At 36.0% G+C, this 22,580-nt stretch carries 20 protein-coding genes and 1 riboswitch; of the genes, 9 read left to right on the top strand and 11 right to left on the bottom strand.

From position 1 onward, the window contains the following. Window positions 1-290: 290 nt before the first annotated feature. Window positions 291-1,793, bottom strand: a complete 1,503-nt coding sequence (locus tag R4Z09_RS11855; protein ID WP_338452505.1) for a phospholipase D-like domain-containing protein — start codon at window positions 1,791-1,793, stop codon at window positions 291-293. A 1,143-nt stretch (window positions 1,794-2,936) separates the two neighbouring features. On the opposite strand from R4Z09_RS11855, the gene R4Z09_RS11850 reads away from it, so the two are divergent. Then, window positions 2,937-3,704, top strand: coding sequence for a hypothetical protein (locus R4Z09_RS11850; RefSeq protein ID WP_338452504.1), 768 nt, complete (start codon window positions 2,937-2,939; stop codon window positions 3,702-3,704). A 205-nt stretch (window positions 3,705-3,909) separates the two neighbouring features. Here R4Z09_RS11850 and R4Z09_RS11845 read toward each other — a convergent pair whose 3' ends face one another. Continuing rightward, window positions 3,910-4,497, bottom strand: a complete 588-nt coding sequence (locus R4Z09_RS11845; protein WP_338452503.1) for a GrpB family protein — start codon at window positions 4,495-4,497, stop codon at window positions 3,910-3,912. Between the two features lie 316 nt (window positions 4,498-4,813). Then, window positions 4,814-5,002, bottom strand: a complete 189-nt coding sequence (locus R4Z09_RS11840) for a hypothetical protein (RefSeq protein WP_088087141.1) — start codon at window positions 5,000-5,002, stop codon at window positions 4,814-4,816. A gap of 368 nt (window positions 5,003-5,370) precedes the next feature. Here R4Z09_RS11840 and R4Z09_RS11835 point away from each other — a divergent pair, with 368 nt between their 5' ends. The 5 genes from R4Z09_RS11835 (at window position 5,371) to R4Z09_RS11815 (ending at window position 10,775) form a co-directional block, all read left to right on the top strand. Next, window positions 5,371-6,606, top strand: coding sequence for an IS110 family transposase (locus tag R4Z09_RS11835; RefSeq protein WP_338453258.1), 1,236 nt, complete (start codon window positions 5,371-5,373; stop codon window positions 6,604-6,606). A gap of 370 nt (window positions 6,607-6,976) precedes the next feature. Then, on the top strand, window positions 6,977-7,972 hold the full coding sequence (locus tag R4Z09_RS11830) for a DUF3231 family protein (protein WP_338452502.1): 996 nt from the start codon (window positions 6,977-6,979) through the stop codon (window positions 7,970-7,972). Between the two features lie 302 nt (window positions 7,973-8,274). Next, window positions 8,275-9,114, top strand: coding sequence for a tyrosine-type recombinase/integrase (locus R4Z09_RS11825; protein WP_338452501.1), 840 nt, complete (start codon window positions 8,275-8,277; stop codon window positions 9,112-9,114). A gap of 153 nt (window positions 9,115-9,267) precedes the next feature. Next, the gene (locus R4Z09_RS11820) at window positions 9,268-9,723 is read left to right on the top strand and encodes a hypothetical protein (protein ID WP_338452500.1); all 456 of its coding nucleotides are present in this window, start codon (window positions 9,268-9,270) and stop codon (window positions 9,721-9,723) included. 50 nt (window positions 9,724-9,773) lie between these two features. Then, window positions 9,774-10,775: a DUF3231 family protein gene (locus tag R4Z09_RS11815; protein ID WP_338453257.1), complete on the top strand. Its 1,002-nt coding sequence runs from the start codon at window positions 9,774-9,776 to the stop codon at window positions 10,773-10,775. Window positions 10,776-11,038: 263 nt separating this feature from the next. Here R4Z09_RS11815 and R4Z09_RS11810 read toward each other — a convergent pair whose 3' ends face one another. From R4Z09_RS11810 to R4Z09_RS11790, 5 genes are all read right to left on the bottom strand, one after another. Next, complete coding sequence (locus R4Z09_RS11810) at window positions 11,039-11,311, bottom strand: stage V sporulation protein S (protein ID WP_338452499.1); 273 nt, start codon at window positions 11,309-11,311, stop codon at window positions 11,039-11,041. A gap of 743 nt (window positions 11,312-12,054) precedes the next feature. Next, window positions 12,055-12,399 (bottom strand): group II intron maturase-specific domain-containing protein, encoded by a 345-nt coding sequence (locus R4Z09_RS11805; RefSeq protein WP_338453256.1) that lies wholly within the window; start codon window positions 12,397-12,399, stop codon window positions 12,055-12,057. Between the two features lie 304 nt (window positions 12,400-12,703). Further along, window positions 12,704-13,948: a group II intron reverse transcriptase/maturase gene (ltrA, locus tag R4Z09_RS11800; protein WP_338447887.1), complete on the bottom strand. Its 1,245-nt coding sequence runs from the start codon at window positions 13,946-13,948 to the stop codon at window positions 12,704-12,706. 518 nt (window positions 13,949-14,466) lie between these two features. Further along, on the bottom strand, window positions 14,467-15,009 hold the full coding sequence (locus tag R4Z09_RS11795; protein ID WP_338452498.1) for a reverse transcriptase domain-containing protein: 543 nt from the start codon (window positions 15,007-15,009) through the stop codon (window positions 14,467-14,469). A gap of 5 nt (window positions 15,010-15,014) precedes the next feature. Beyond that, window positions 15,015-15,224 (bottom strand): hypothetical protein, encoded by a 210-nt coding sequence (locus tag R4Z09_RS11790; RefSeq protein ID WP_338452497.1) that lies wholly within the window; start codon window positions 15,222-15,224, stop codon window positions 15,015-15,017. Window positions 15,225-15,920: 696 nt separating this feature from the next. Between R4Z09_RS11790 and R4Z09_RS11785 the strand changes: the two genes are divergently transcribed. The 3 genes from R4Z09_RS11785 to R4Z09_RS11775 all read left to right on the top strand — a co-directional run bounded on the left by R4Z09_RS11785 (window position 15,921) and on the right by R4Z09_RS11775 (window position 18,294). After that, a complete protein-coding gene (locus tag R4Z09_RS11785) occupies window positions 15,921-17,195 on the top strand; it encodes an IS110 family transposase (RefSeq protein ID WP_338452496.1) in 1,275 nt (424 codons plus the stop codon). A 571-nt stretch (window positions 17,196-17,766) separates the two neighbouring features. Further along, complete coding sequence (locus R4Z09_RS11780; RefSeq protein WP_338452495.1) at window positions 17,767-17,976, top strand: hypothetical protein; 210 nt, start codon at window positions 17,767-17,769, stop codon at window positions 17,974-17,976. 108 nt (window positions 17,977-18,084) lie between these two features. Beyond that, a complete protein-coding gene (locus R4Z09_RS11775; RefSeq protein WP_338452494.1) occupies window positions 18,085-18,294 on the top strand; it encodes a hypothetical protein in 210 nt (69 codons plus the stop codon). A 435-nt stretch (window positions 18,295-18,729) separates the two neighbouring features. Here R4Z09_RS11775 and R4Z09_RS11770 read toward each other — a convergent pair whose 3' ends face one another. From R4Z09_RS11770 to bluB, 3 genes are all read right to left on the bottom strand, one after another. After that, entirely contained in the window at window positions 18,730-19,530 is an 801-nt protein-coding gene (locus R4Z09_RS11770) for a sodium:proton antiporter (protein ID WP_338452493.1), read from the bottom strand. A gap of 154 nt (window positions 19,531-19,684) precedes the next feature. After that, a riboswitch (cobalamin riboswitch) is annotated at window positions 19,685-19,874 on the bottom strand. A gap of 524 nt (window positions 19,875-20,398) precedes the next feature. Beyond that, window positions 20,399-21,685 carry an IS110 family transposase gene (locus R4Z09_RS11765; RefSeq protein ID WP_338452492.1) on the bottom strand — a complete coding sequence of 429 codons (1,287 nt, stop codon included), beginning with the start codon at window positions 21,683-21,685 and terminating at the stop codon, window positions 20,399-20,401. 187 nt (window positions 21,686-21,872) lie between these two features. After that, window positions 21,873-22,514: a 5,6-dimethylbenzimidazole synthase gene (gene bluB, locus R4Z09_RS11760; protein WP_338452491.1), complete on the bottom strand. Its 642-nt coding sequence runs from the start codon at window positions 22,512-22,514 to the stop codon at window positions 21,873-21,875. Window positions 22,515-22,580 lie beyond the last annotated feature (66 nt).

The raw sequence follows: 22,580 nt of genomic DNA, 5'->3' as shown, positions 1-22,580 counted from the left end.
AACGATCTTAAAGTAAAGCTCCCGTTAGCCATCCATGCAGCCGAACTGCACCACAAAGAATGAAAATGGTTAAGAACTGTCAATACTGATATTGACCTTAATCCAGTCACGCCCTCCTCTTTTTTTTGACGATTGAGTAGGGTCTTCTTAAGTATTGCCTTTTTTCATATCTGAAGGAAACTTATTTTCATGGTAGTTTAAGTGAAACCTTTCACAATTATTATATAACAACTTAAAAATAAACCAGTAATCTCTCTTCAGTATTCCCAAATTTGATACTATGTTAATGGCTACAACAACGGAAAAAGGAGACGGGCACCCTGCTGCATTAACCTCTGTAAAGGAGAGCGCTGACATATATCCTCCATTTGTAAAGAGACAGAATCATGTAGGTCCAGCTCAAATTGTTCTGTAAGGTCTTTTGCCACGTCTTTACTGTAAAAAAATTCACAAACTTCGTAATTTAAGCGAAAACTTCTCATATCATAGTTTGCTGCTCCTACTTCCGCTACTTCCCCATCGATAACCATCGACTTCGCGTGCAGCATGCCTTTGTTATATAGGTAGATATGAACCCCTGCTTCCAACAACTCTCCGTAATAAGTAAAACTTGCATGTTCTACGATTTTTTGATCCCCTTGACGAGGAACCAGCAGTCTTACACGTACTCCACGTTCAACTGCTGTCTTAAGTCCCATAATAATATCTTGATCTGGTACAAAGTAGGGTGTGGTGATATCAACAGTCATTGTGGCTTGTGTTATCCCGATAAAGTAAGCCTGCCTAATAACTGGCGTAGGAATACCAGGATTGCCTTCCACTGTCTGTACATAGGCTTGGTACATCCCATTGGTCGGAACTTCATTCGCGTTTGTTTCTTCAATAGTCCCCAACTCGGTGCTCCATTCTGTCAACATGGTAAATGGGTTTGATAAGCTGGTTGTAGGAGTGATGGGGGAACCATCTTTTCCAGTTTTTGTTTTCATTCTAGATTTTGTATTTATTTGTTCTGGTGAAGCAATATTCCAATGGTCTTCGAAGATCATTTTCAAATCAGATGAAGCTTCACCCACTACTCTTACATGAGTGTCACGCCAGTGTCCTACATTTGGCTTTAATCCGGTATATTCATCCCCAATATTAATCCCGCCGGTAAAAGCTTCCCTACCGTCGATTAGAACAATCTTACAATGATCCCGGTTATTCAAAGTTGAAAAAATCCAAGGGGGACGTAAAGGAAAAATAGTCCGACATTCTATTCCTGCATCCATCATCCGAAAAATCTGAGTTTTAGATAATTTCCTGCTCCCCCAACCGTCTCTTATAAAACGGATATTCACACCGTCCAATGACCGTTCAATCAGTAAGTCCGTAATACGCCTTCCAATTTGGTCGTCTTTATATATGTAATATTCCAGGTCTATCGTTTTTTTGGCGTTCTGTATAGATTCCATTAGTATATCATAGGTTTTAATCCCATTTATGAGCACCTGTACATGACCAGTCTTCAATCCATCCACGGTCAAATGTTTCAATGCTTGTGCGATCACCTGAGCTGAACCGCCAAGGGAATCAGGCAGCGTGTCTGATTCGTTAGAAGTAGAAGTCGGCTTTTTACGGCGCTTCATACGTATGGGATTTGATGTAATTAAATAAAGCCCAAATCCAATTACAGGGAATATAAAACTAATGGTTATCCAATTTAAAGCCACTGCTGGTCGCCGTACCTCTCGAATCGCCATAATTATCATAAAAACAGTATTTAATAAATAAAGTCCAAAAATCCATCCCAAATAAGCACCCTCTTTTACCTTTTAAAATGCGCAAATAGTAACAAGTTTATAACATATAACCCTGGGATTAACGAAAACAATTGGTACCCATGTTTTTCTCTTTTTTGATATTGAAGGGTTTCTAAATACCTCAATAAAAATAACGTGTGGTCCTTTGTTTTATTGAAAACTTGGCTTGACATTAATGGTTGGAATTATTAAAAACAATGATATAAGCACAAGAAACGGGATAGGTAAACGCATATTCTTAATAGCAAAAAGAAATGAGGACTGTTTTTATGAATTCAGAAGTACAGGTTATGCCACAACAAATAGATATAACAAATACAGATGAACGAATTATAAGGAGACCAATTTTCATTAGACCGCCTTTTCTAAGACCTTTTTTTTGGAGACCTCCTATTTTCTGGAGACCTCCATTTTTTTGGAGACCCTATCTTGGAAACCCCTTTCTAGCAGGATTACTGGGTGGAGTATTGGGCGGTCTATTGGTTAGTACATTATATGGTCCTTATAGATATGTTTACTGGTATCCATATCCATATTATCCGCCATACCTTATTTATTAATTTCTTATAAGTCATCCTTTGGGTGCTTTTTGATGCTAATCTAAATTGTGTTAATTTCCTAGTAATATTTAGCGTACAATTTTATTAAGATATAAAATAAAATTTGCTCATTTTCTTTAACCATCCTTTTTTAGGATGGTTTTGCATTTTGTTAAAATTGGTAAATCACCCAATACATAGGAAATAAAAATTTCCAAATACTATTTTATTAATTCAAATTCACCTAAAAGAGGGATATTATATGACGTCTTTAATCACACAAACTTGTTGAGAAAATTTTCTTTTAAAGGAATCTTTTTATCCATTTCAAGGAGAGATTGAGACTGTATTACTATCAAATTCCCGCAATTCCACCTATTTTGGTTAATTCCTTGTTCAACTATCCTGCCTTTAGTTGAAGAAGAAAAAAGGCGACGGCATCTAGTAAATTTAAGTAGTCATAATATGTACCTGATAAACTAAATTAATAGTGGTACACTTGAGGTAAAGTTCTATTATACACGGAGCTTAGAAATCACTACTTATATCTAAATAAGTTATAATAATTTAAAAATATTTTTGAGGTGAATAGGCATTGGATTTTTATTCAAATTCAGACCAACAAGTAGAAAAAGTTGATGATGAAGAATATAAAGAATATAAAGAAAGGGATTTTGCTACTAGACAAAAAGCAGAAAGGGAACCGGAAGAAAGAGGATATAAACGATGGATTATGGGAAGGAAAAAAGTAAATGAAGAGGGAGAAGCGGGAGTATATTCGCCATCCAGATCCAGATCGTCAAATAAGAAAAAGAAAGGGGAAATGTTCTCATTAAAACTAGTCTTTAAGATATTTGTAGTAGCAGCTGTTTGTTACAATTTCAATTTCATTTGGAACTTTATGGGAGATCCTATTGGTAATTTTACGTTTTATCATACATTATCTGTACTTGGAATATGTGCAGGTATTAATTTTATTGCCGTTTGGATTCTGTTTTATAAAAGTTCGTTTATGAGACTTTATCTTTCCATATTTGCAATTTTAGGATCGTTTGGGTATTACTTCTACGTAAATTACACTAATCACTCCTTTGTGGGGAATAATATCAAAACTTCGTTGCTTGTTATGATATCAGTTTTGATAGTCATTAATCCTAAAGTAAATTATTACCTGAAAAGTATCTTACTTCTGTTGATACCTATTATAGGTATATATTTAACTGGTAATAAATTCGCACTTGTATGGGCTTTAATGTTGAGTGCGGGATTTGTACTATTATTTAGAGTGTCTAAATCAAGAGCAAAATCAAAATCAAATAAAAAGGAAGGTCGAGCAAGAAGAAAACAAAATCAATCAGCTTAATATTTATTATTTGGCAATTAAAAAATGCTGGTTATGGGAGTATATTCTTTGAATGAAAATAAGCAGAAAATGTACAAGTGGTGAATAAAAACTTGTATATTTTCTGCTTATAAAATTTTAAAAATGGAAGAAAGGCCCCAGTACACCCTTTCACAATCTTTAATACATAAAATTTAATGTGCAATAAGTTCACCCTGGATTATACTTATTTTTCGGAGTTGTATTTGTTAGCATATTCCTCTTTTGCTTTTTCTGTATATTTCAAAATAAAATCAGATTTAGCATCTGTATATCTATCTTGGTCATGTTCGTATTTTTCTAAAAGTCCTATTTTGAGTTTGGCATATTCTTTAGCAACTTCTCCATGTTCACTAAGGTAGTCTCTAAAGTACAATTCATTCCAGTTGTGGTAGTAGCGAACATGTAGATGATACACCTTTTCTGCAAATCCTTCTTTTGTATATCCTTTATTGAATGCCATTTTCATGCATGGATTACTTTGGGATGACATCAATAACCAACCATTATGTAGTAAAGTATTTGTTAATTTTTCAATATTACATCTATTATCTATTTCTAATAAAATATCGACTATTGGCTTGGTAATCAGTCCTTCAACTGCTGTACTTCCTATATGACTAATACGCATAATACTTTTTTCATCAAAACAACTTAAAAGTTTCCGTTTTTCAATTTGATACCATTTTTTATAATCTGTATTATGTTCTTTCAAAATGATGGGGAATAACTCCCACAATTCTTCTTTCGTCATTTCAGATAATTCTTTAGCCATATATAGTATCCTCTCCTTTACAAATAATCTCTACTTCGCATTTTACTACGAATGTGAACTGACTAATGTAAAAACCTTGTTAAAGAATACTGCCCCGTTAGCCATCCATGCAGCCGAACTGCACCACAAAGAATGAAAATGGTTAAGAACTGTCAATACTGATATTGACCTTAATCCAGTCACGCCCTCCTCTTTTTTTTGACGATTGAGCAGGGTCTTCTTAAGTATTGCCTTTTTTCATATCTGAAGGAAACTTATTTTCATGGTAGTTGAAGAAGAAAATAAAATCTTTATTTTATAAATAAAAAAGAGAGCCTTAGCTCTCCAACAATCGGTTAACTTTCTGAATCTCCCCTTCAAATAACCTCATGTCCAACTCGTAATCATCATGACCATCAAATGAATCCAACATATCTTTTTCTTGATGTAATGTTATCAAATACTGCTCCAATGAAAACCCACCACTTTGGATTGTATTCTCAAACACAACTTTAAATCTGCTCATTTATTTCACCTCGACAGATAGTATTTCCAATACAATAAATGAAATTCGTATTTTATTACCAAATATAAAAGGACCATTTAGGTCCTTTTGGCTTCTTCAAGTAAAGCCCCCGTTCGTATTATAAGGTCAATCAGAAAAGAAAATATTTCTGGTTGACCTTTATTTATATCGATATATGATAACCGTAGCCGGGGTAGAACGTAAGCGCCCGTGGGGCTTTGATCCCGTCAATTAAACAGTTCGCCCCCTACTTGTAGAAACATGATTGAGGCTGGTTGGGACAATGATCTCGTATAACAAGCGAAGCTATGAAACTACATGGAGGAATAGGGGTTACCGGTTAATAGAATTTTAGGAGGAGATAAATGATGAATCCAGTCATAGGTCTGGATGTGGCAAAAGGTGAAAGTCAGGTTCAAGCATTCTTGGATAAAAAGCAGCCATACAAAAAGAGTTTTAAAGTAGCGCATACTCTTGAAGGATTAAGTAGTCTTCTAGATTTCATTAAAGAGGTAGAGGATGTATCAGAGGGACGACCTCCTATTGTATTAGAATCCACTGGACATTATCACACACCGATTGTGCAATATTTTGAGGATAGAGGATATTTATTGATTATTGTGAATCCCCTCATATCGTATCGGGCTAAGAGTTCTAGTTTACGTAAAGTAAAGACAGATATCGTTGATGCTTATCACCTCTGCGAGCTGTACTATAAAGAAGACTTGGAGCCTTATAAACAACGAGGAATCCAACTTTTAAACCTGCGTAATCTGACGAGACAACATGAAAATATTACAGGCATGTTTGTACAAACTAAACTTCAATTTCAGGCAGTTCTGGATCAAGTATTTCCTCAATACTGTGGGGTTTTTGGTACCTTATATTCAGATGTTTCTTTACTAACGTTACAAGCATTTCCTACTTCAGAAAAAGTCTTGAAAGAAGGCAAAGAAACTATTACTAACAAAATAAAGGAGTTATGTAAAAGTCGTTCACAACAATGGGCAAACAATCAAGCAGAAAAACTATTAGCTGCCGCGGCTCAAAATCCGTTTCAGAAAACCTTATACCACAGCCTTTCTTTAAGCATGGGTATGTATATTAATATGCTTCTCGAATACAAAAAGCACCTATCTAAGCTTGAAAGTGAGATAGATGCTTTAGCGAAAAGTATTGAAGAATATAAAATTATCCAATCAATCCCTGGAATCGGTGAAAAAATCGCTGCCACGATTATTTCTGAGATTGGGGAAATTGATCGGTTTAATCACCCTAAAAAGTTAGTTGCATTTGCCGGAATTGATCCAAGTGTCTTTGAATCTGGTACATTCAAAGGCACTTTAAATCGGATTACCAAAAGAGGTTCTAGTAGACTACGACATGCCCTGTATATGGCCGTTAAATGTGCCATTCGTGATTGCCGTAAACAGAAAACGACAGACGAAATCCTTCCTCGTAACAAGCGATTACGAGAATATTATGATAAAAAACGTGAAGAAGGAAAACCCTATAAAGTGGCTGTAATTGCATGTGCCAATAAACTCTTACATTGGATTTATGCACTTTTAAAAAGTAAATCAACTTTCCAAGATCTGGCCTAATTTAAAAGTTTAACTAAACAGACTAAAACTTTCCAAACACCAAACATTGGAAAGTTTATTTGGTATGCATAAATTTAGTATAGCATGAGATATTTTAAGTTTTTATTGAAAAATATTGACAAACTATTAGCTGGTTTAGTTTAAGTGTAATACTTCACAAACTCGATTAAATAAAAAAGACTCATCTCTTATTTTTTGAGTTAAACCATGATGTTTACTACTAAAATCGGTAGAAGAGGTAAAAAATATATTGATTAAATTGAATCTCCTACCTAATGGTGGGGTTATTCATTATATTGGCTCACAATTTCTTTCTAATTTTTTGTAAAAACAGGGAATAATAGAAATAGTATCTTTTTGGAGGCGTTGTATGAAAAATAATCCAAATAACAGTCCGCTAACTTCTGCAGAAATTGGGAAATTGTGGGCAACCTACATAGGAAACAGCATGTCCGAGAAAGTCCTCCTCCACTTTTTTCAGCATGTAGAGGATTCTGAAATTCGGGATGTAATCGGATTTTCCCTTCGCTTGTGTCAGGATTTTGTAAAGAGGGTAGAGAATATTTATAAAAGCGTTGGTCATCCCATTCCGATAGGATTCACTGATGAAGATGTGAATTTGGAAGCACCGAGATTATTTAAGGACGAATTTTACCTTCATTATCTAAGGAATGCGATTCGTTCGGGTATCAGCGTATATGGAGTGGCTGTTCCTCTTGTGACCAGAAAGGACATCCGTGAATTTTTTATTTATGCAGTAGATGAATCGATGAAACTGGTCGTCAGGCTGAACGAATTGCTCGAAAACAAAGCGCAATCTTCGCCTGCACCTCCAGCGATACCTATTCCGAATCAAATCGATTTCGTAAAGAAGAAAAGTTATTTTCGCGGTTTTATCGGGGAAGTCCGACCGCTTCACGCGCTGGAGATCGCCCACCTTTACGATAATATCACTTCCAACTCTGTCGGGCATGCTCTGCTCTACGCCTTTTCACGCGTCGCCCAAGCTGAAAAAATCGGGCAATTGTTCAAACGGGGTTTGGAGTTCTCAACGAAAGCAATTGAAACCTATTCACATTATTTGATGGAGTGCCATTTGCAATGCCCACCATTGTTTGATCATTTAGTGACCCTTAACGACCTTTCGCCATTTTCTGATAAACTCATGCTCTTTCACGAAGTGAACCATTTTTCCATTCGCATCCGCGACTTCGGTAATTCGATAGCTGTGAACGGTAGGCATGATCTCGCCGCATCATACTTTAAGACTTTTATGACCGTCGGACTTTTTGTTCAGGAAGCCGGCAACCTGCTGGTTGAAAACGGATGGATGGAACGTATGCCCGAAGCTCCTACATACAAATAGAGAGCCGACGTGCTCTCTAATTTTGTTTTCCCTTTGTTAGGTATGTGACGTTCGGAATTTTCGTCATTTTAAAATTGTCTAAATATAAAATTGGATAAACATATTTCTCACTAGAGAAATGCTATTATATAAAAAATTCATGTCCATTTTCCTTAACCATCCTTATAGGGTGGTTTTTTATTAAATGCTTAATCCCCGTTCTTCAAGTAAACTGCTTCTTTAGCTTAATAAGAACAGCCGTTTCAATTTTGTGAAACAGGTCAATAATTCCTGAAAAAAGAATTTTTTGGGGAGAGATGAACTTGTTATTATCTCAGGCATGGGAAAAGTATGAATCTGATAAACGCATTGAAGGCTTTTCCCCGCAAACATTAAAAGCATATAAACTACAGTCCAGCTTACTTATTCGCTTTTTTAATGATGTTAAACTTGATACGATCACTACGGATCAATTAAAAGCTTATTTAGCAAAATCAAGTGAAAGCCTTAAGCCTGCAAGTTTGGCTCATAGAATTCGTTTTATGAAATCATTATTTCGATGGTCTCATGAAGAAGGGCATATTCCCAAAAACCCAGCAGCTAAAATAAAAGAACCTAAGACCGGGAAACGAATTCCTAAATATTTGACCGAAATGGAAATAGAACATTTACGAGAAGCATGTTGTTCCCCAATGGAAAATGCTCTGTTTGAATTGATGTTCTCCACTGGATGCCGAATAGGAGAAATTGTTTCATTAGATAGAGGTAGAATTAATTGGTCGAACCGATCCGCTATTATCAGAGGTAAAGGTGATAAGGAACGGGAAGTCTATTTCAATATCCGCTGCGAAATTTGGTTAAAACGATACCTAGATAATCGTGAAGACAGGGACACTGATATTTTTGTCACGGAACGGGATCCTCATCGAATGAGCATTGCCCAAATGCGATACATTATTAAGCTGATTTCAAACCGCGCCAGCATTAACAAAGACATTCATCCACACCAACTAAGGCACAGCTATGCAACCCACTTATTAAATAATGGAGCACCTCTAGATGTTATTCAAAGCCTATTAGGTCATGAAAAAAGTGAAACCACCCGGATATATGCCCAGTTAAGCGGAAGCATCAGGCAGCAATTATATATGAAGTATTTTTAAAAATAAATAAAGCAGCGCATCTCGAATGCGTTGCTTTATTTCACTCTTGCACCCGTTAATTGAATAAGGAAAGACACATAACTTCCTCTACTGCATAGTTTATCTCCCGTGAGAAATACTAAAACTATTACAAATTATAAGGATAATATGATTATGACTGATAAGTTAGAAGCTATTCTATGGAGTATAGCTCTCCCAGGCTTTGCTCAGTTATTAAACAGAAAATTTTTGAAAGGAATAGTTTTAATTTTTTTAGAGTTCCTTGTTAATGTTAATAGTCATTTTAACATGGTGATTTTATATAGCTTTCAAGGAAACATTAGGGGAGCAATCGAAGCAACAAATTACCAATGGCTAATGTTCTACCCCTGTCTATATATGTTTGCTATGTGGGATGCTTATAAAGATGCCAAAGGAGAAACTCCCCCTTATTCATATCTTCCTTTTGTATTTGGAGCTTATTTTGTAACAATTGGGCTTATTTACTCTCCTTCATTTAAATTAGGACAAATTTTAATTGGACCTGTGTGGCTTCCAATTTTGTCTTTAATCCCAGGATTATTGGTTGGGAATTTTATAAAGTGTCTGTTAATTCGATTTAAAGTTTAATGAAAGTGCTTATTATTTGTAAGTAAATATGAAAAATGGAGGATTATATGATGACTCAAAAACAGGCTTTAAGTTCAAGTGAATTAGGAACATTGTGGATGACCTATCAAGAAAAAACAATGATACAAAGAATGCTTGAATATTTTATAGAACAAGCAGATGACAATCAAGCTAAAGAAATTATGCAAAATACTCATATGAAAATTACTAACTATATTGAAGATATAAAAGCTATCTTTGAAAATGAAGGTGCTGTTATTCCTGTCGGATTCACAGAGCAAGATGTTAATACTGGCGTACCCAAGCTGTATGACAACATGTTTGATATTATGTTTCTTCGTCTTCTTCAAGAAATAAGCATGGGATTACATACACTTCATCTAAATATGTCATATCGCAAAGATATTATTCTTCTTTATAAAAAATTAACTGAGTTTACCCAAAGTGGTTACGATGAATGTGTGGACTATTTGCAAGACAAAGATGTTTTACCACGTCCTCCTGCTGTAACTATGCCAAAGTCTGTGGAGTTTGTAGAGGGAACGAATTATATGAGTGGTTTTAACTTGTTTTCTGAAAAACGTGCATTGAATACAGTTGAAGTAGCACATTTATATCACGCAATTGAATCAAATATTATTGGCATGCAGCTGATAACGGGGTTCGCACAAGTGGCAAATGAACCCGAAGTAAAAAAATACTTCATAAAAGGAAAAGAATTAGCTAAAAAAATTGTGACTGATAATACGCAATTATTTCTTCAAAGTGATATTCAACCACCTTCAACATGGGGGGCAAATGCAACAGACTCAAAAGTATCTCCTTTTTCAGATAAACTGATGATGTACTGTACCAGCCTGTTTTGTAGCTTTGGTTTAGGAAGCAATGCATTAGGAACAGCATTTAGTTTACGAAGTGACCTCCCATTAAAAATGATTAGTGAAGCAAAAGACATATTAACTTATGGGCAGGAGGGTGGAAAACTTATGGCGAAAAATGGTTGGCTTGAAGAACCACCTCAAATGCAGGATAGGAACGATTTAACTAAATAATCAAGATGCGATTACTGAAATAATACAAGCTCTCCTTACTATTTAGGAGAGCTTTATTATTTTACTTATAAAAAATATTGATTAGGGGTTCGTTTATCTTAAATACTTTATTTTTACTCCTTCTTACACTAAACTGACCGTTACTTGAATAAGAAAAAGGCTTTACTCCTGTTAAAGTAAAGCACCCGATAGCACAACAATCTAATATAACATTAGGGGAATGTTTGTTAAATAATTCTTTTATTGATCTTCTCAACGAAAATCTATCTTTTTTTTCTAGGACCTACAATTAATTTGATTGCTGTTCTATTTTCATTGTTGATTAAAACATCAGTAAATGCAGGAACAAAAACCAGATTAACACCGCTAGGAGCTACAAATCCTCTTGCAATCGCAATCGCTTTAATCGCTTGATTTAAAGCACCAGCTCCAATCACTTGAATTTCTATATTTCCTCTTTCACTTAATACGCCTGCAATTGCACCTGCAACTGAATTCGGATTTGATTTTGATGATACTTTTAATACATTATCCATATAAATTTTTCCCCCGTTATTTAATCGCTTGTTATGATCGCTGGAAAGAATGTAATTACGTATCTTTAATAATATTCAAATTCAAATCAAACAGAACTAGTGAAATTATTCCTTTGATACTTTTTGTGTTATCCTGAACCTGTGCTGGAATAAAAATTAAGCATCCCTTGTTAAAGGAATACGCCCGTTAGTGAAAAAAACGAAAATAAAGTGCAATAAAATAATTAACTATAATAAATAATGAATAAATCTTATACACAGTAGAAAAGAAGCCTTTTTCTTTCATGTTGAAAACTAAATACCCGATACTCATAACTAAAACAATAATATACAAAGGAGAAACAACAAGGTTTGTATAAAGTTCTGAAAAAGACATCATAAACACCTACTTAGGAACTTATGAAATATGATTTTTTAGTGTTTCACAGCAGTTTAACTATATTCCTTCTTCCACTATACTGCCCATTAGCGGAACAAGAAAAAGGGGTGCCGCAGCAACCCTTTCTTCCACTCTTGCTCCCGTTAGTTCAACAACTACATTTTTTATTACGTATTATCTTATGTTTATTTGAAAATAGCTCCCTCTTGCCAAACAGTTTTGGTCAAATACTAATTAGACATGTTCTTCTTATTAAACTAGTCGAGTAGAAGGGAATCTCTCTACCTCACGGTAGATTGTATTCCTCCCCCCTCACAGAACCGTGCTTGCGCAATTAACGCACACGGCTCCTCCTAGTTACCATTCACATAATGTAGCTAATCTCTTTTCTTAAGTCATATATGTTAACCTTAATTCTTGCGTAAGGTAATGGGGATTTATTAAGAAAGAGTCTGAATTTATCCCAAGTAAATGATTTCCTTTGACTTCTTCTATTGAGCCATTTAAACAGTAAGTATCCGATTTTGTCTCTGAATTTGTTTACACTTTGGGTATTATCTGTGATGCAATAATAATTGTAATAACCTATAAGAGAGCGTCTAAATCTATCCATAATTATATGAATATCTTTATTTCTATTAATCTTCAACCATTCCTTAGATTCTTTGAGTTTGCCTTGGACTTTCTTCCTGCTTGACTTCCGTTTCACTCGGAAATTACCTTGTTTACTTTTCCCACAATAGTGTGTAAAACCTAGGAAATCAAAGGTTGCTGGTTTACTGTTTCCCTTTTGTTTTGCATCTTTCTCCGCAAACCTTCCAAAGGGAATAATTTTAGTTTTATCCTCAGCTATTTCTAAGTTAAATTTCTTTAATCTCAATTTTAATGATTCGAAGAATTGTTCAGCTTCACTTTTAGATTGAAAACAACAAACAAGGCAAGTAGACCACTGGAACCTCCCCAGTAGCCCCTCTCAGAACCGGACGTGAACCTCTCAGCTCATCCGGCTCCCATTATTCAGCCGTAGGTTTAATACCTATTTCCCAATGTTTAAATAACTTGGGATTCTGATTTGCAATTCTACCTAAGAAATGTTCTGCTCTTTTCTTGTGACGAGCTAACCTTTTGTATTTCTTTCTTGCCCACATTATTAAGGCTTTGTTGATGTGCCTTAATGTTGGGTACATTTCTGATTTGTAGAATTTCCCATAGAAATTTATCCAGCCTATTATCTTTGAGTTAAACATATTTGATAGGTCAGTAAGGTCCTTATCAGCTTTTAACTGTAGCTTCCAATCCCTTACTTTTTGCCGAATTGATTTCTTAGATTTGTTACTAATCGCTGGTGTAAAGTTAATAAAATGCTTTCCCCATCTATTCTTAGAACGTCTTGGCCTGAACGTATATCCTAGAAAATCAAACGAAATATTTTCGTGATATTCTTTCCTAACTGCATCTTTACAATATACAATTCTTGTTTTAGTTGGATGTAGTTCAAGTTTACATTCGTTCATCCTAATGCTTAATGATTCAAGCAGTCTTATTGCCTCAGCTTCTGACTTGCAGTGAATGACAGCATCATCTGCATATCTCGCAAATGGATTATTAGGATGGTTAATTGTCATCCATTTATCAAATGTGTAGTGTAGAAATAGGTTCGCAAGAACTGGACTTATGACTCCACCTTGCGGTGTGCCAGAAGTACGTTCTTTTACTCCTTCTTTTGTTTGAAAAGGTGCCTTTAGCCATCTTTCAATGTATAGCTTCACCCATTTAATACTTGTGTGTTTTTCCACTGCTTTCATTAATAACCCATGATCAATGTTGTCGAATAAGCCCTTAATATCAAATTCCAGAACCCAATTGTATCTCCAACATCTTTTACGAGTTATTTCCAATGCTTGGATGGGACTTTTATTTGGTCTATAACCATAAGAGTCCTCATGAAAGAAAGGTTCCACTGAGGGTTCAAAATACAGTTTCACAACCATTTGTGCAATTCTATCTGTAACAGTTGGAATTCCTAATGTCCTAGTGCCACCAGCTTTCTTTGGAATCTCTACAGCTTTAACTGCTGGTGGAAAGTAACTACCTGAGGACATTCTGTTCCACAGTTTGTAGAGATTATCCTTTAGGTTCACTTCAAATTCCTCTATTGACTCATGATCAATTCCAGCTGACCCCTTGTTTGCTTTAACTCTAAGAAAGGCTTCATAAACTGCCTTTTTGGATATATTGTACGGCTTTGTCTTATTCATAAGTTCCTCCCAATTTAATGGTTGACCTGTTAATAAAACTGAATAACATAACCCCTTTGCTCCATCTCCGTTAGAAGGTTTCATAGCTACTACGAGTTATTCCGCCCCTATACATGGCATTGGTACTCTGATTCTTGTGGGGCTCCCACTTGAAATCTCTCCCTTAGCATCCATGTCGTAGGTTCCCACGTTCCACACCCAAGCCTATATTAAGTTCACGCCGCCTTTATACCGGTCACCGAACGGACAGTAAACAGGTTTCCTCCGAACTTATCCTGAGTTAACGACTCCCCCTCAGTTTTGATGACATCCTTACGCTTTCGATACTTCTTCAGCGGTTCAGTGGTTTTCGTCTCCTTAATACGTACCTGACAGAGTCTTGCTCTGCCTTTTCCCTAACGCTCAATACCATAGCTTTTGACTACAGCACCTTAGGGTGGTTTGCAATCTCTACCTGTATAGCGATTGCGAGAGGCCTACTCTCATCTCAAGTGCAGCATAGCTTATTGGGGGTGCCGTTAGGCACACTTTCCTTGCTTTCGTGGCACACAATCATCTGCATATCTCACTATGTATGCTTGTCCTTTGCACTGTTTTCTAACCCTTTTCTCGAACCAAAGGTCGAGAACATAATGGAGGTATACATTGGCTAATACTGGAGAAATCACTCCACCTTGCGGTGTACCATAATCTGTTTTGTGTTTCTTACCTTCCTCCATATATCCACCTTTAAGAAACCTACCAATAATTCTTAGTAAATTAGGGTCAGAGATTCGCAGTTTTAAGAACTCCATCATCCATGTGTGGTCAACGTTATCAAAGAATCCTTTAATATCTACATCTACTACATAATTTACTGACCTCTTTTCAATATAATGGTTCAGTATTTTCAAGGCATCATGGCAATTACGATTTGGACGGAATCCAAATGAGCAGTCTAGAAAATCATTTTCATAGATGGTATTTAGTATTTTCGTAATACTTCTTTGAACAATTTTATCTTCGTGTTCCGGTATTCCCAATGGTCTTTTCTTGTTTGAATTGAGCTTTGGAATATACATTCTCCTTACTGGAACAGGACGATAGCTTTTACTTTATTTAGATTTTCACTGTATTGTTCTTTAGTTGTACCCTTAACCCCTGTTGCCTTTCTGTTAGGTAACTCATGATGACATTGACCTAGTGATTGCTCATTTAATAAATGTGCAAGAGATGTAAATTTCATTTTAGGATCAGATTTTGCTAATTCTGCTATCCTTAGTAGTTTTGTTTCCATTTATTATTATCCCTACCTCTGTGTGTAGTAAATGTGTCTCTAGTAAGGGTGATAACTGGTAGCTAGCCTTTCCTCCATCGGCATTACCCAACTTCATTGGTACTACGCTGCTATCCGACTCCCTAATCGGCATTTGGTTTCCTTACTTTGTATCGCTTGTACACCATACTCTTCTAACAAGAAAAGACCGATAGGGTCTCCCGAGTTGCCGTATCATATCAATGTGTAACGTGCCAAGGTCTCTGACCCCAGAGAGGTTCCATTCTTCTTGCCATTACGAATAATGAAATGTTGCTTTCTGTCGCAGTTAAAACATCAGCCCTCTCGATTTACTAACATTATGGGGCTCAATCCCTTCAACCATATGGCTTTCGGCCCATTACCTAACTGTCTACGCTTAAAGACTAAAGTTACCTTTAGCCCTCCAAGACTTTGCTACGAGTGAATGGCTAGTTCTTGCTCGACGGGAATCCCACCCGTTATATGATACGACCTATGCTCGGCCGCACAACTGCTTCGTCAGTACAATACGAAAAAAAGGGAGTGCCATTGCCGCAGCAGTCCCCTTCTTAAACTCTAGCACCCGTTAGAATTCCTGTAGACAGCTATTTATCAACTTTGAAAAAAATTAGGTCCCTCAGTAAGATATGAGTATAGACACCACTCTAACTCAAAACCTTAAGGAGGAACCCTAATATGAAGTTTAAGATGCAAGACAAACAAAATCAACTAATTGAGAGAATTTCAGATAAACACCTTGTGGTTGGTGTGGATATCGCCCAAGAATTACACGTAGCTAGAGCTGTAAATTTCCGTGGAATAATAGTCGGTGATCCTCTTACATTTGAAAATAATGAAGAGGGTTTTGCTAGATTACTACAATGGATTAACCAGTTAAAAACCTTAAAAGGTTTTGCCTCTACTATAATCGGCATGGAACCTACAGGACATTACTGGGTTAACCTATCAAAATGGCTATATGACCAAGATATTGAAGCAGTAACTGTTAACCCCCACCTCGTAAAAAAGAATAAGGAAAACCGTGATAATAGCCGATCTAAAAGTGATAAAAAAGATGCTCTTGTTATCGCTGATATGGTCAAGAATGGTTACTATTCCTTTATTCGTCCTACTTCAGAGGCCTTTGAAAAACTAAGAGTTTTAATGTCTAACCGTGACATGACGGTTAAACGATATGTCAGTGCTGTCAATCAAATAAACCGTTGGGTCGATATTGTTTTCCCCGAACTTCGGCAGGTATTCAAAGATGTTAAAGGCAAAGGGGCAATGGCAACTCTACGCTTATTCCCTACACCACTTGAACTACGTTCAATGAAAGCACCAGATATCGTTGTAGGCTGGAAAACCCAAATGAAGAGACAACCTGGGTTAAGAAAAGCACAAGTATTAATTGAATTAGCTATGCATTCAGTCGGAACTCGACAAGCACTTGATGCTTATAAACTCCATCTGGAACAATTGATTGAAGAGTTTGATCTAGCAACCGCGCAACTTGAGCGAGTTGAAAAGGAAGTCACTAAAGTCCTTAAACGAATACCTTTCGCAAGAAAGTTACTTGCCATTAAAGGGATTAGCGAAATTGCCCTTGCGGGCATTTTAGGAGAATCAGGAGATCTAAGTGGATTTGCACACGGGAATTCTTTATTGCGTCATGCTGGATTGCATCTTGCAGAGGCAAGTTCAGGTAAATGGAAAGGTCAAATTGTCCTCTCCAAACGTGGGAGATCTCGTTTACGGCGCTTCTTGTATTTAGCGACTATGAGTCTTGTCATGAACACCCCTGATTTTAAAGAGCTGCACGCTAACAATGTTAAAGTGAAAAAGATGAAGAAAATGAAATCAATTATGAAATTAATTCATAAACTCGCAAGAGTATTAGTAGGAATGGCCAGAAAGAATGATTCCTATCGTCCTGAGAAGGTACAACCTATTATGTCAATAGCTGCCTAATGTTAAATTGATAAATAAATAATTACTTTAAGTTTAATACCTTTCGAATATTGGCTTATTCGTAGGATTTCAAAGAAAGTACGAGTACCTGATTTATTGTGCAAAAGGGCTCAGACCCGTTCCGTTAGAAAGACCGGCCTCTACCACTTGGATAGGTGTAACGAAGGAATGAGAGGGCATTGACCCGTTGAGACATGGGAGTGAAAACCTCCAGGGGTAGCGTGGAGAATACGTACATTATATGGAAATCATTGGATTTATTACTGAATCCTTTATTTAAGTACGCCTTCATCCAGCCTTCATGTTAAAATCTCATTCAATCAATCCCATATGGTCATTTCAAGTGATTTGAAATCCTGCGAATTAGTGAGTATTTGAGAGATAATCGCATCTTACTGAGGGAGCTGAATAAGGAAAAATTCCGTTTATACAACTATCCATGCTCTGTCTCTACCGCTGATTTTCACTTCTTTCCCTGTATATCCAGGATTTTTGGACTGTATATGTCTAATGGCTCCAGGTCATTATCTTGGGCATAATACAGTTTATATACATTTGAGAGGGGGATAGTATGAGGCTAAGAAATGGAGATTTTTATACAAATGTTTTTACCAATAAGTTATATAGGTTAAATGAAGATAACGATAGCAGCTGGTACTTGAGTTTGCGTGATGAAGAAGGTTATCATGAAACAGAAAAGATATCAGGTCGTGATATGATTAGATTGGTAGAAGGTAGTTATAAAAAAGCTAATGAAAAAGCTACCCCATTCCTGTCATAGTACCTGTAATTTTTTTAGTGGAAAGTAGGTAAAACATGAAACTATATAAGATGTTCCAAGGAAAAAATCGCCTTTATGTCGAATATAGTATATAAAGGGGATTATCCAATGAATAAAGTTGAGTTATTAAAAAAATTACTAAATAGTAGTCGAGGTAATTTGTTTTCATTAGAGATTCCTACTACTAAAGAAAATGAAAAAAAGATTCAAGAATTGGTTAGAGTATTAGAAACAGAAAAAAAAATTAAATTAAGAGAATATGTACAGAGAGAATACTCAGTTTACTTACATGGAATAATTAAGTATGCATCCGAATAATCGGATGCTTTTTTTTTGGGGTGATTCACCATAGGGGTCTTCAAGTTATACAGTAAGCCAAGATGGGCATAGAATTTTTATGAGATTTTAGAAATTGTGGACCTTCATAACCCATAGAGCCAATAAATCCCTTGGTCTATTTTCTTAAATTAACCCGCTTCGTTAGTCGAATAAGCAAATGGATCGCCGCAGCAATCCCCGTTGTTCAACTCTTGCACCCGTTACTTTAAGCGAATAAGTTCACAATGTTATTATTTCCATATTACCGAAGTGAACATAAATTTTGTATGCAAACGGGACACAGAAGCACTTGTTGCAAATATAAAACCTGAAGAAGATTGAAGATTCATTGTCAACATAAATGCGAAATCAGGGACGTGTATAATAATATGAAAAAAAGAGCTCTGACACTATAAAATTGTCACGCTTTTTTAGTTAATTCGTAGTATTTATTTCATGATTTTGTCTCTTAGAGTAAAAGCTTATAAAGATAAATGAAGCGACTAAGAAAAGGAAAAGAATGACTCCTACGATTTCGAAATCTAGTTCTGCCCAAGGGTTAAAGAAAGTAAATGCCAGATAGAAGGAAACCCCGTATGCCAAGACGACAATCACCCAACCCATTATTCTTGACGCAGCTTGACCGATTTTACTGGACTCATTTACCATTTTATAGACAATCAACGAATCAATTGTATCTGTAATCATCATGCCAAACATAAAAACTAGACCTAAAAATAAAGGGGTATATTCATCTGCATTTCCTGCCGCCAATGACCATACAGCAGTTTGACTTACCGTCTCGGCAGCCATGGCAAACAAAGCCCCTACTAAAATAATAAGAAAAGGATTTGTTGTACCCTTCGCAATTTTTGGAATAAACTTCCCCTTTAGCCCGCTCAATTGAAACTCCTCATGATTGTTTCTAGTGCGTAACAGATTATACGTATTTAAGGTTCCAATAAGGAATAAAGAAATAATCGAAACCCATGATGCAATATTATCAAAATAAGCTGGGAATGAAAAATTCTCTATCACCATTCCTAAAATACCGGCTATCACAGCTACCATTCCTCCGTGACCCAATGAAAATAATGTTCCCACCCAACGTGCAAACGAACTGCCCATTCGCCAATTATAACGGGTTTGTCCATCAATAAAGGCAAGATGATCCGCATCCAACCCATGTCGAAGCCCCAATACAAAAACAAGTAAAAACAGTGATACAGTTTCCATTTAAAAATTCCTCCCTTTTATAAACAGTTACAACATAAAAAATCCTCAACCTTTGACAGATTGAGGATTTATGGGTACGTGCAAATAGACGACAAACTGGCAGAATACAATTGTCATTTCATCTTCGTACACCTCTCCTTTCCGCGAAGGCTGTTTTGGTGTTTCAACCTAGGTAGGTCTCCTGGCTTTTGAATCATCACGCTCTATCGTCTTCCCCAACTACATAGTTGAGTGACATAATGATAGAGAGCTCCTCAATTACAGTGGCGGGACCGCTCAGGATTTTCACCCGATTCCCTGTTACCCCATGATTTCACACGGGCACCTAGTTTGCTTACAATTTAATCTTCAAACTTGATTATACTTGAAATCTTCAACATCTACCATCTAAATTTTTTCTAATGTATATATTTGAAGTTGTATTAAACAAAAAACGGAAAATGTTTCATGTTCAACAAACCTCCCTCTATATAGAAAGGGAAATCTCTCGATTTCTCTTGTTTTCTCCAAATTACGTAGTAGTCTGATTTATTATTTATTTGCAGCCTGGAATAAAGGTGTATTCGAGGATAATTTTGGATGCAATGTAAAAAACAACTAATGGCTACCAAACAATCCTTACCCAAAAGATGGATAACAAGTAAAAGTATGGTTGCGCTGGTGGATCTCCACATTTCTCATGGGGGTCAACCCTCCCATATCTCACAGAGTCTTTGCTCCAAAATTCCTTCGTCCAACCTTTCCATGAGGTGGATGTCAGTCATGCTGCCCGACAGGGTCCTTGCCCGTAGTTTAGTTGATTTACTGACTAATCCGTGCTTCAAATGTTTAAAACAATCACTCTACTATAATTTCAATCAAAAGAAATTTAAGCTACTTTCTGTAATACCGCCATATGAGGAATGTCCCTTAACATACGTTCTTCACTAAATTCACATTGCTTTTTACCGATGGTAAACAGAATTCTTATAAGCTTGTTACATATTGCAATCAGCGATTGCATCTTTTTCAATGGATTATTTGGGCGTTTTGTAAAATACTCATGTAAAGCTTTAAAAGCGGTATTCTTAGCCACCAAAGGCATTGCAACACGGAAGAGGAGAGCTCTTAAAGTCTTCCTTCCTCTCTTGGTAATTTTGGTTTGTCCTTTGTGCTTACCTGATGTATTTTCCTTTAGACTAAGCCCAGCTAATTTAATAATCTGTCTCGGGTGGGAATAGTAACTTAGGTCTTCTACCTCTGAAAAAAAGCCTGCAACAGTATCTTTCCCTATTCCTTTAATCGCCAACATTTGTTCAACACCTGGAATCTGTTCAAGAAGTTTATCTATATTTGATTCAAGTTCTTCGAACTTTTTAATGATTAGTTCATATTTGTCTATTAACGCGCGAAGCTCTAATTTAGCCATATCAGAACCTTCACGAATGCCAATAGAAACCATTGCCACCTGCTTTAGTTCTTTTATTTTACTGAGTCCCACTGCACGTTTAACAGCTTTTCGAAGATGTTCAAGCATCTCTTGTTCCGAAAGATTCACTATTTCATGTGGCAATAAATTTAATTTTAATAATTGTATTGCAGCCTTACCTTCCCAATCTTTAAAAACGGTTAGGAATTCAGGAAAATAGCGGTCTATCCAATTATGGATCTGCCCTTGAACTGCTTGAAGATCAACAAACAAGAGATCACGTATTTTTCGAGCCACTCGAAGTTCTGCGTAAACTCCTTGTGGTATATTAGGTTCAGCATATCTCCCGTCTTTGACCAACTGTGCAATAACTCTTGCATCCTTTACATCATTTTTAGTTGGAGAATTATCATCTAACTCTTTACTCTTCTTTACATGCATAGGATTTACGACTACAAACTTGATATTATTTTCCTTAAGAAAGTGGGCTAAATTAAGCCAATAATGACCTGTCGGCTCCATTCCTACGATCACTTTTTCCATTTTGTTTTGGTCCATTAAGTTTTTAACCCACTCTATGAAACCGTTAAAGCTAGATTTAGTATTTTCAAAGTATAAGGGTGCTGAGAATTCTAAACCCCTAAAGTCTTGGGCTCTTTCCACATGCTTGTATTTAGCAATATCAACACTTATTATTAATGTTTGAGAAGTAATTTGAGCAATTTTTTTATTTTGGTTATAATTCATTTAAATAGCCTCCTGGTAGTATGTTTATGTCCTTTTTGCCGCCAAGCTTGGGACACTCATATCTTACCAAGGGGCTTTTTTATGTTCAAACCCAATATTTCTTCATTACAGGAATGCTGCCCGTTACTTCAATAAGAAAAAGCATTACCGTTGTTCCAGTAATGCACCCCGTTACTCTAATAAACCTTTAGTTTCTTCCCCATTTATTTTCGAAAATAAGATGTTCTAAAGAACGTCTTTTTTCCCAATTAGCTAATTCCAAAATAGGTTTTTCTGGGTAGTCATTAGTATAACCAATAGATATAAGAGCAATAGGGTCAATATGTGGTGGTATTTCTAAAATATCTCGAATATCATTCTTTTTATAAAAACTTACCCATCCCATCGCCAATCCTTCAGCACAAGATGCTAACCACATATTTTGAATAGCACAGGCTGTTGATAAAATATCTGTTTCTGGAATTGAATTTCGTCCTAATACATGGGAGCCTCCTCTTGTAGGGTCGCATGTTACACAAATAGTTATAGGAGCTTCTTTTAAACCCTCAATTTTTAAATCAAGAAATTTCATTTCTTTTTCCCCATCATAATGGATAGCTAATGCTTGTCTTTCTTTTTCTGCCGCCCAAGCTAATTTTTCTTTAACTTCGTCAGAGGAAATTAAAATAAAGTTCCAAGGTTGCATAAATCCCACTGAAGGTGCATGATGGGCTGCGTTTAATATTTTATGTATCGTGTTTTCGGGGATAGGAGTTGACAAAAAACTTCGAATATCTCTCCTGTTATAAATAACTTTATAAATAGAATCTCTTTCTTCATTAGAAAACATAAAAGCTCTCTCCCTCTACTTTATTAAAAATATCTATTTTAATATAAATCATTTTTCGCTATCCTG

The organism is Niallia oryzisoli (genome assembly GCF_036670025.1).
Taxonomy (GTDB): domain Bacteria; phylum Bacillota; class Bacilli; order Bacillales; family Cytobacillaceae; genus Bacillus_BD; species Bacillus_BD oryzisoli.
Note: the sequence above shows the minus strand (reverse complement) of the source record. Positions and strands in the feature narration are given on the sequence as shown.

Excerpts from the sequence above, each read along its gene's own strand:
- R4Z09_RS11845 (WP_338452503.1), bottom strand. The coding sequence starts at position 4,497 with ATGGCTAAAGAATTATCTGAAATGACGAAAGAAGAATTGTGGGAGTTA.
- R4Z09_RS11840 (WP_088087141.1), bottom strand. The coding sequence starts at position 5,002 with ATGAGCAGATTTAAAGTTGTGTTTGAGAATACAATCCAAAGTGGTGGG.
- R4Z09_RS11835 (WP_338453258.1), top strand. The coding sequence starts at position 5,371 with ATGAATCCAGTCATAGGTCTGGATGTGGCAAAAGGTGAAAGTCAGGTT.
- R4Z09_RS11830 (WP_338452502.1), top strand. The coding sequence starts at position 6,977 with ATGAAAAATAATCCAAATAACAGTCCGCTAACTTCTGCAGAAATTGGG.
- R4Z09_RS11820 (WP_338452500.1), top strand. The coding sequence starts at position 9,268 with ATGACTGATAAGTTAGAAGCTATTCTATGGAGTATAGCTCTCCCAGGC.
- R4Z09_RS11815 (WP_338453257.1), top strand. The coding sequence starts at position 9,774 with ATGACTCAAAAACAGGCTTTAAGTTCAAGTGAATTAGGAACATTGTGG.
- R4Z09_RS11810 (WP_338452499.1), bottom strand. The coding sequence starts at position 11,311 with ATGGATAATGTATTAAAAGTATCATCAAAATCAAATCCGAATTCAGTT.
- ltrA (WP_338447887.1), bottom strand. The coding sequence starts at position 13,948 with ATGAATAAGACAAAGCCGTACAATATATCCAAAAAGGCAGTTTATGAA.
- R4Z09_RS11795 (WP_338452498.1), bottom strand. The coding sequence starts at position 15,009 with ATGTATATTCCAAAGCTCAATTCAAACAAGAAAAGACCATTGGGAATA.
- R4Z09_RS11790 (WP_338452497.1), bottom strand. The coding sequence starts at position 15,224 with ATGGAAACAAAACTACTAAGGATAGCAGAATTAGCAAAATCTGATCCT.
- R4Z09_RS11785 (WP_338452496.1), top strand. The coding sequence starts at position 15,921 with ATGAAGTTTAAGATGCAAGACAAACAAAATCAACTAATTGAGAGAATT.
- R4Z09_RS11780 (WP_338452495.1), top strand. The coding sequence starts at position 17,767 with ATGAGGCTAAGAAATGGAGATTTTTATACAAATGTTTTTACCAATAAG.
- R4Z09_RS11775 (WP_338452494.1), top strand. The coding sequence starts at position 18,085 with ATGAATAAAGTTGAGTTATTAAAAAAATTACTAAATAGTAGTCGAGGT.
- R4Z09_RS11770 (WP_338452493.1), bottom strand. The coding sequence starts at position 19,530 with ATGGAAACTGTATCACTGTTTTTACTTGTTTTTGTATTGGGGCTTCGA.
- R4Z09_RS11765 (WP_338452492.1), bottom strand. The coding sequence starts at position 21,685 with ATGAATTATAACCAAAATAAAAAAATTGCTCAAATTACTTCTCAAACA.
- bluB (WP_338452491.1), bottom strand. The coding sequence starts at position 22,514 with ATGTTTTCTAATGAAGAAAGAGATTCTATTTATAAAGTTATTTATAAC.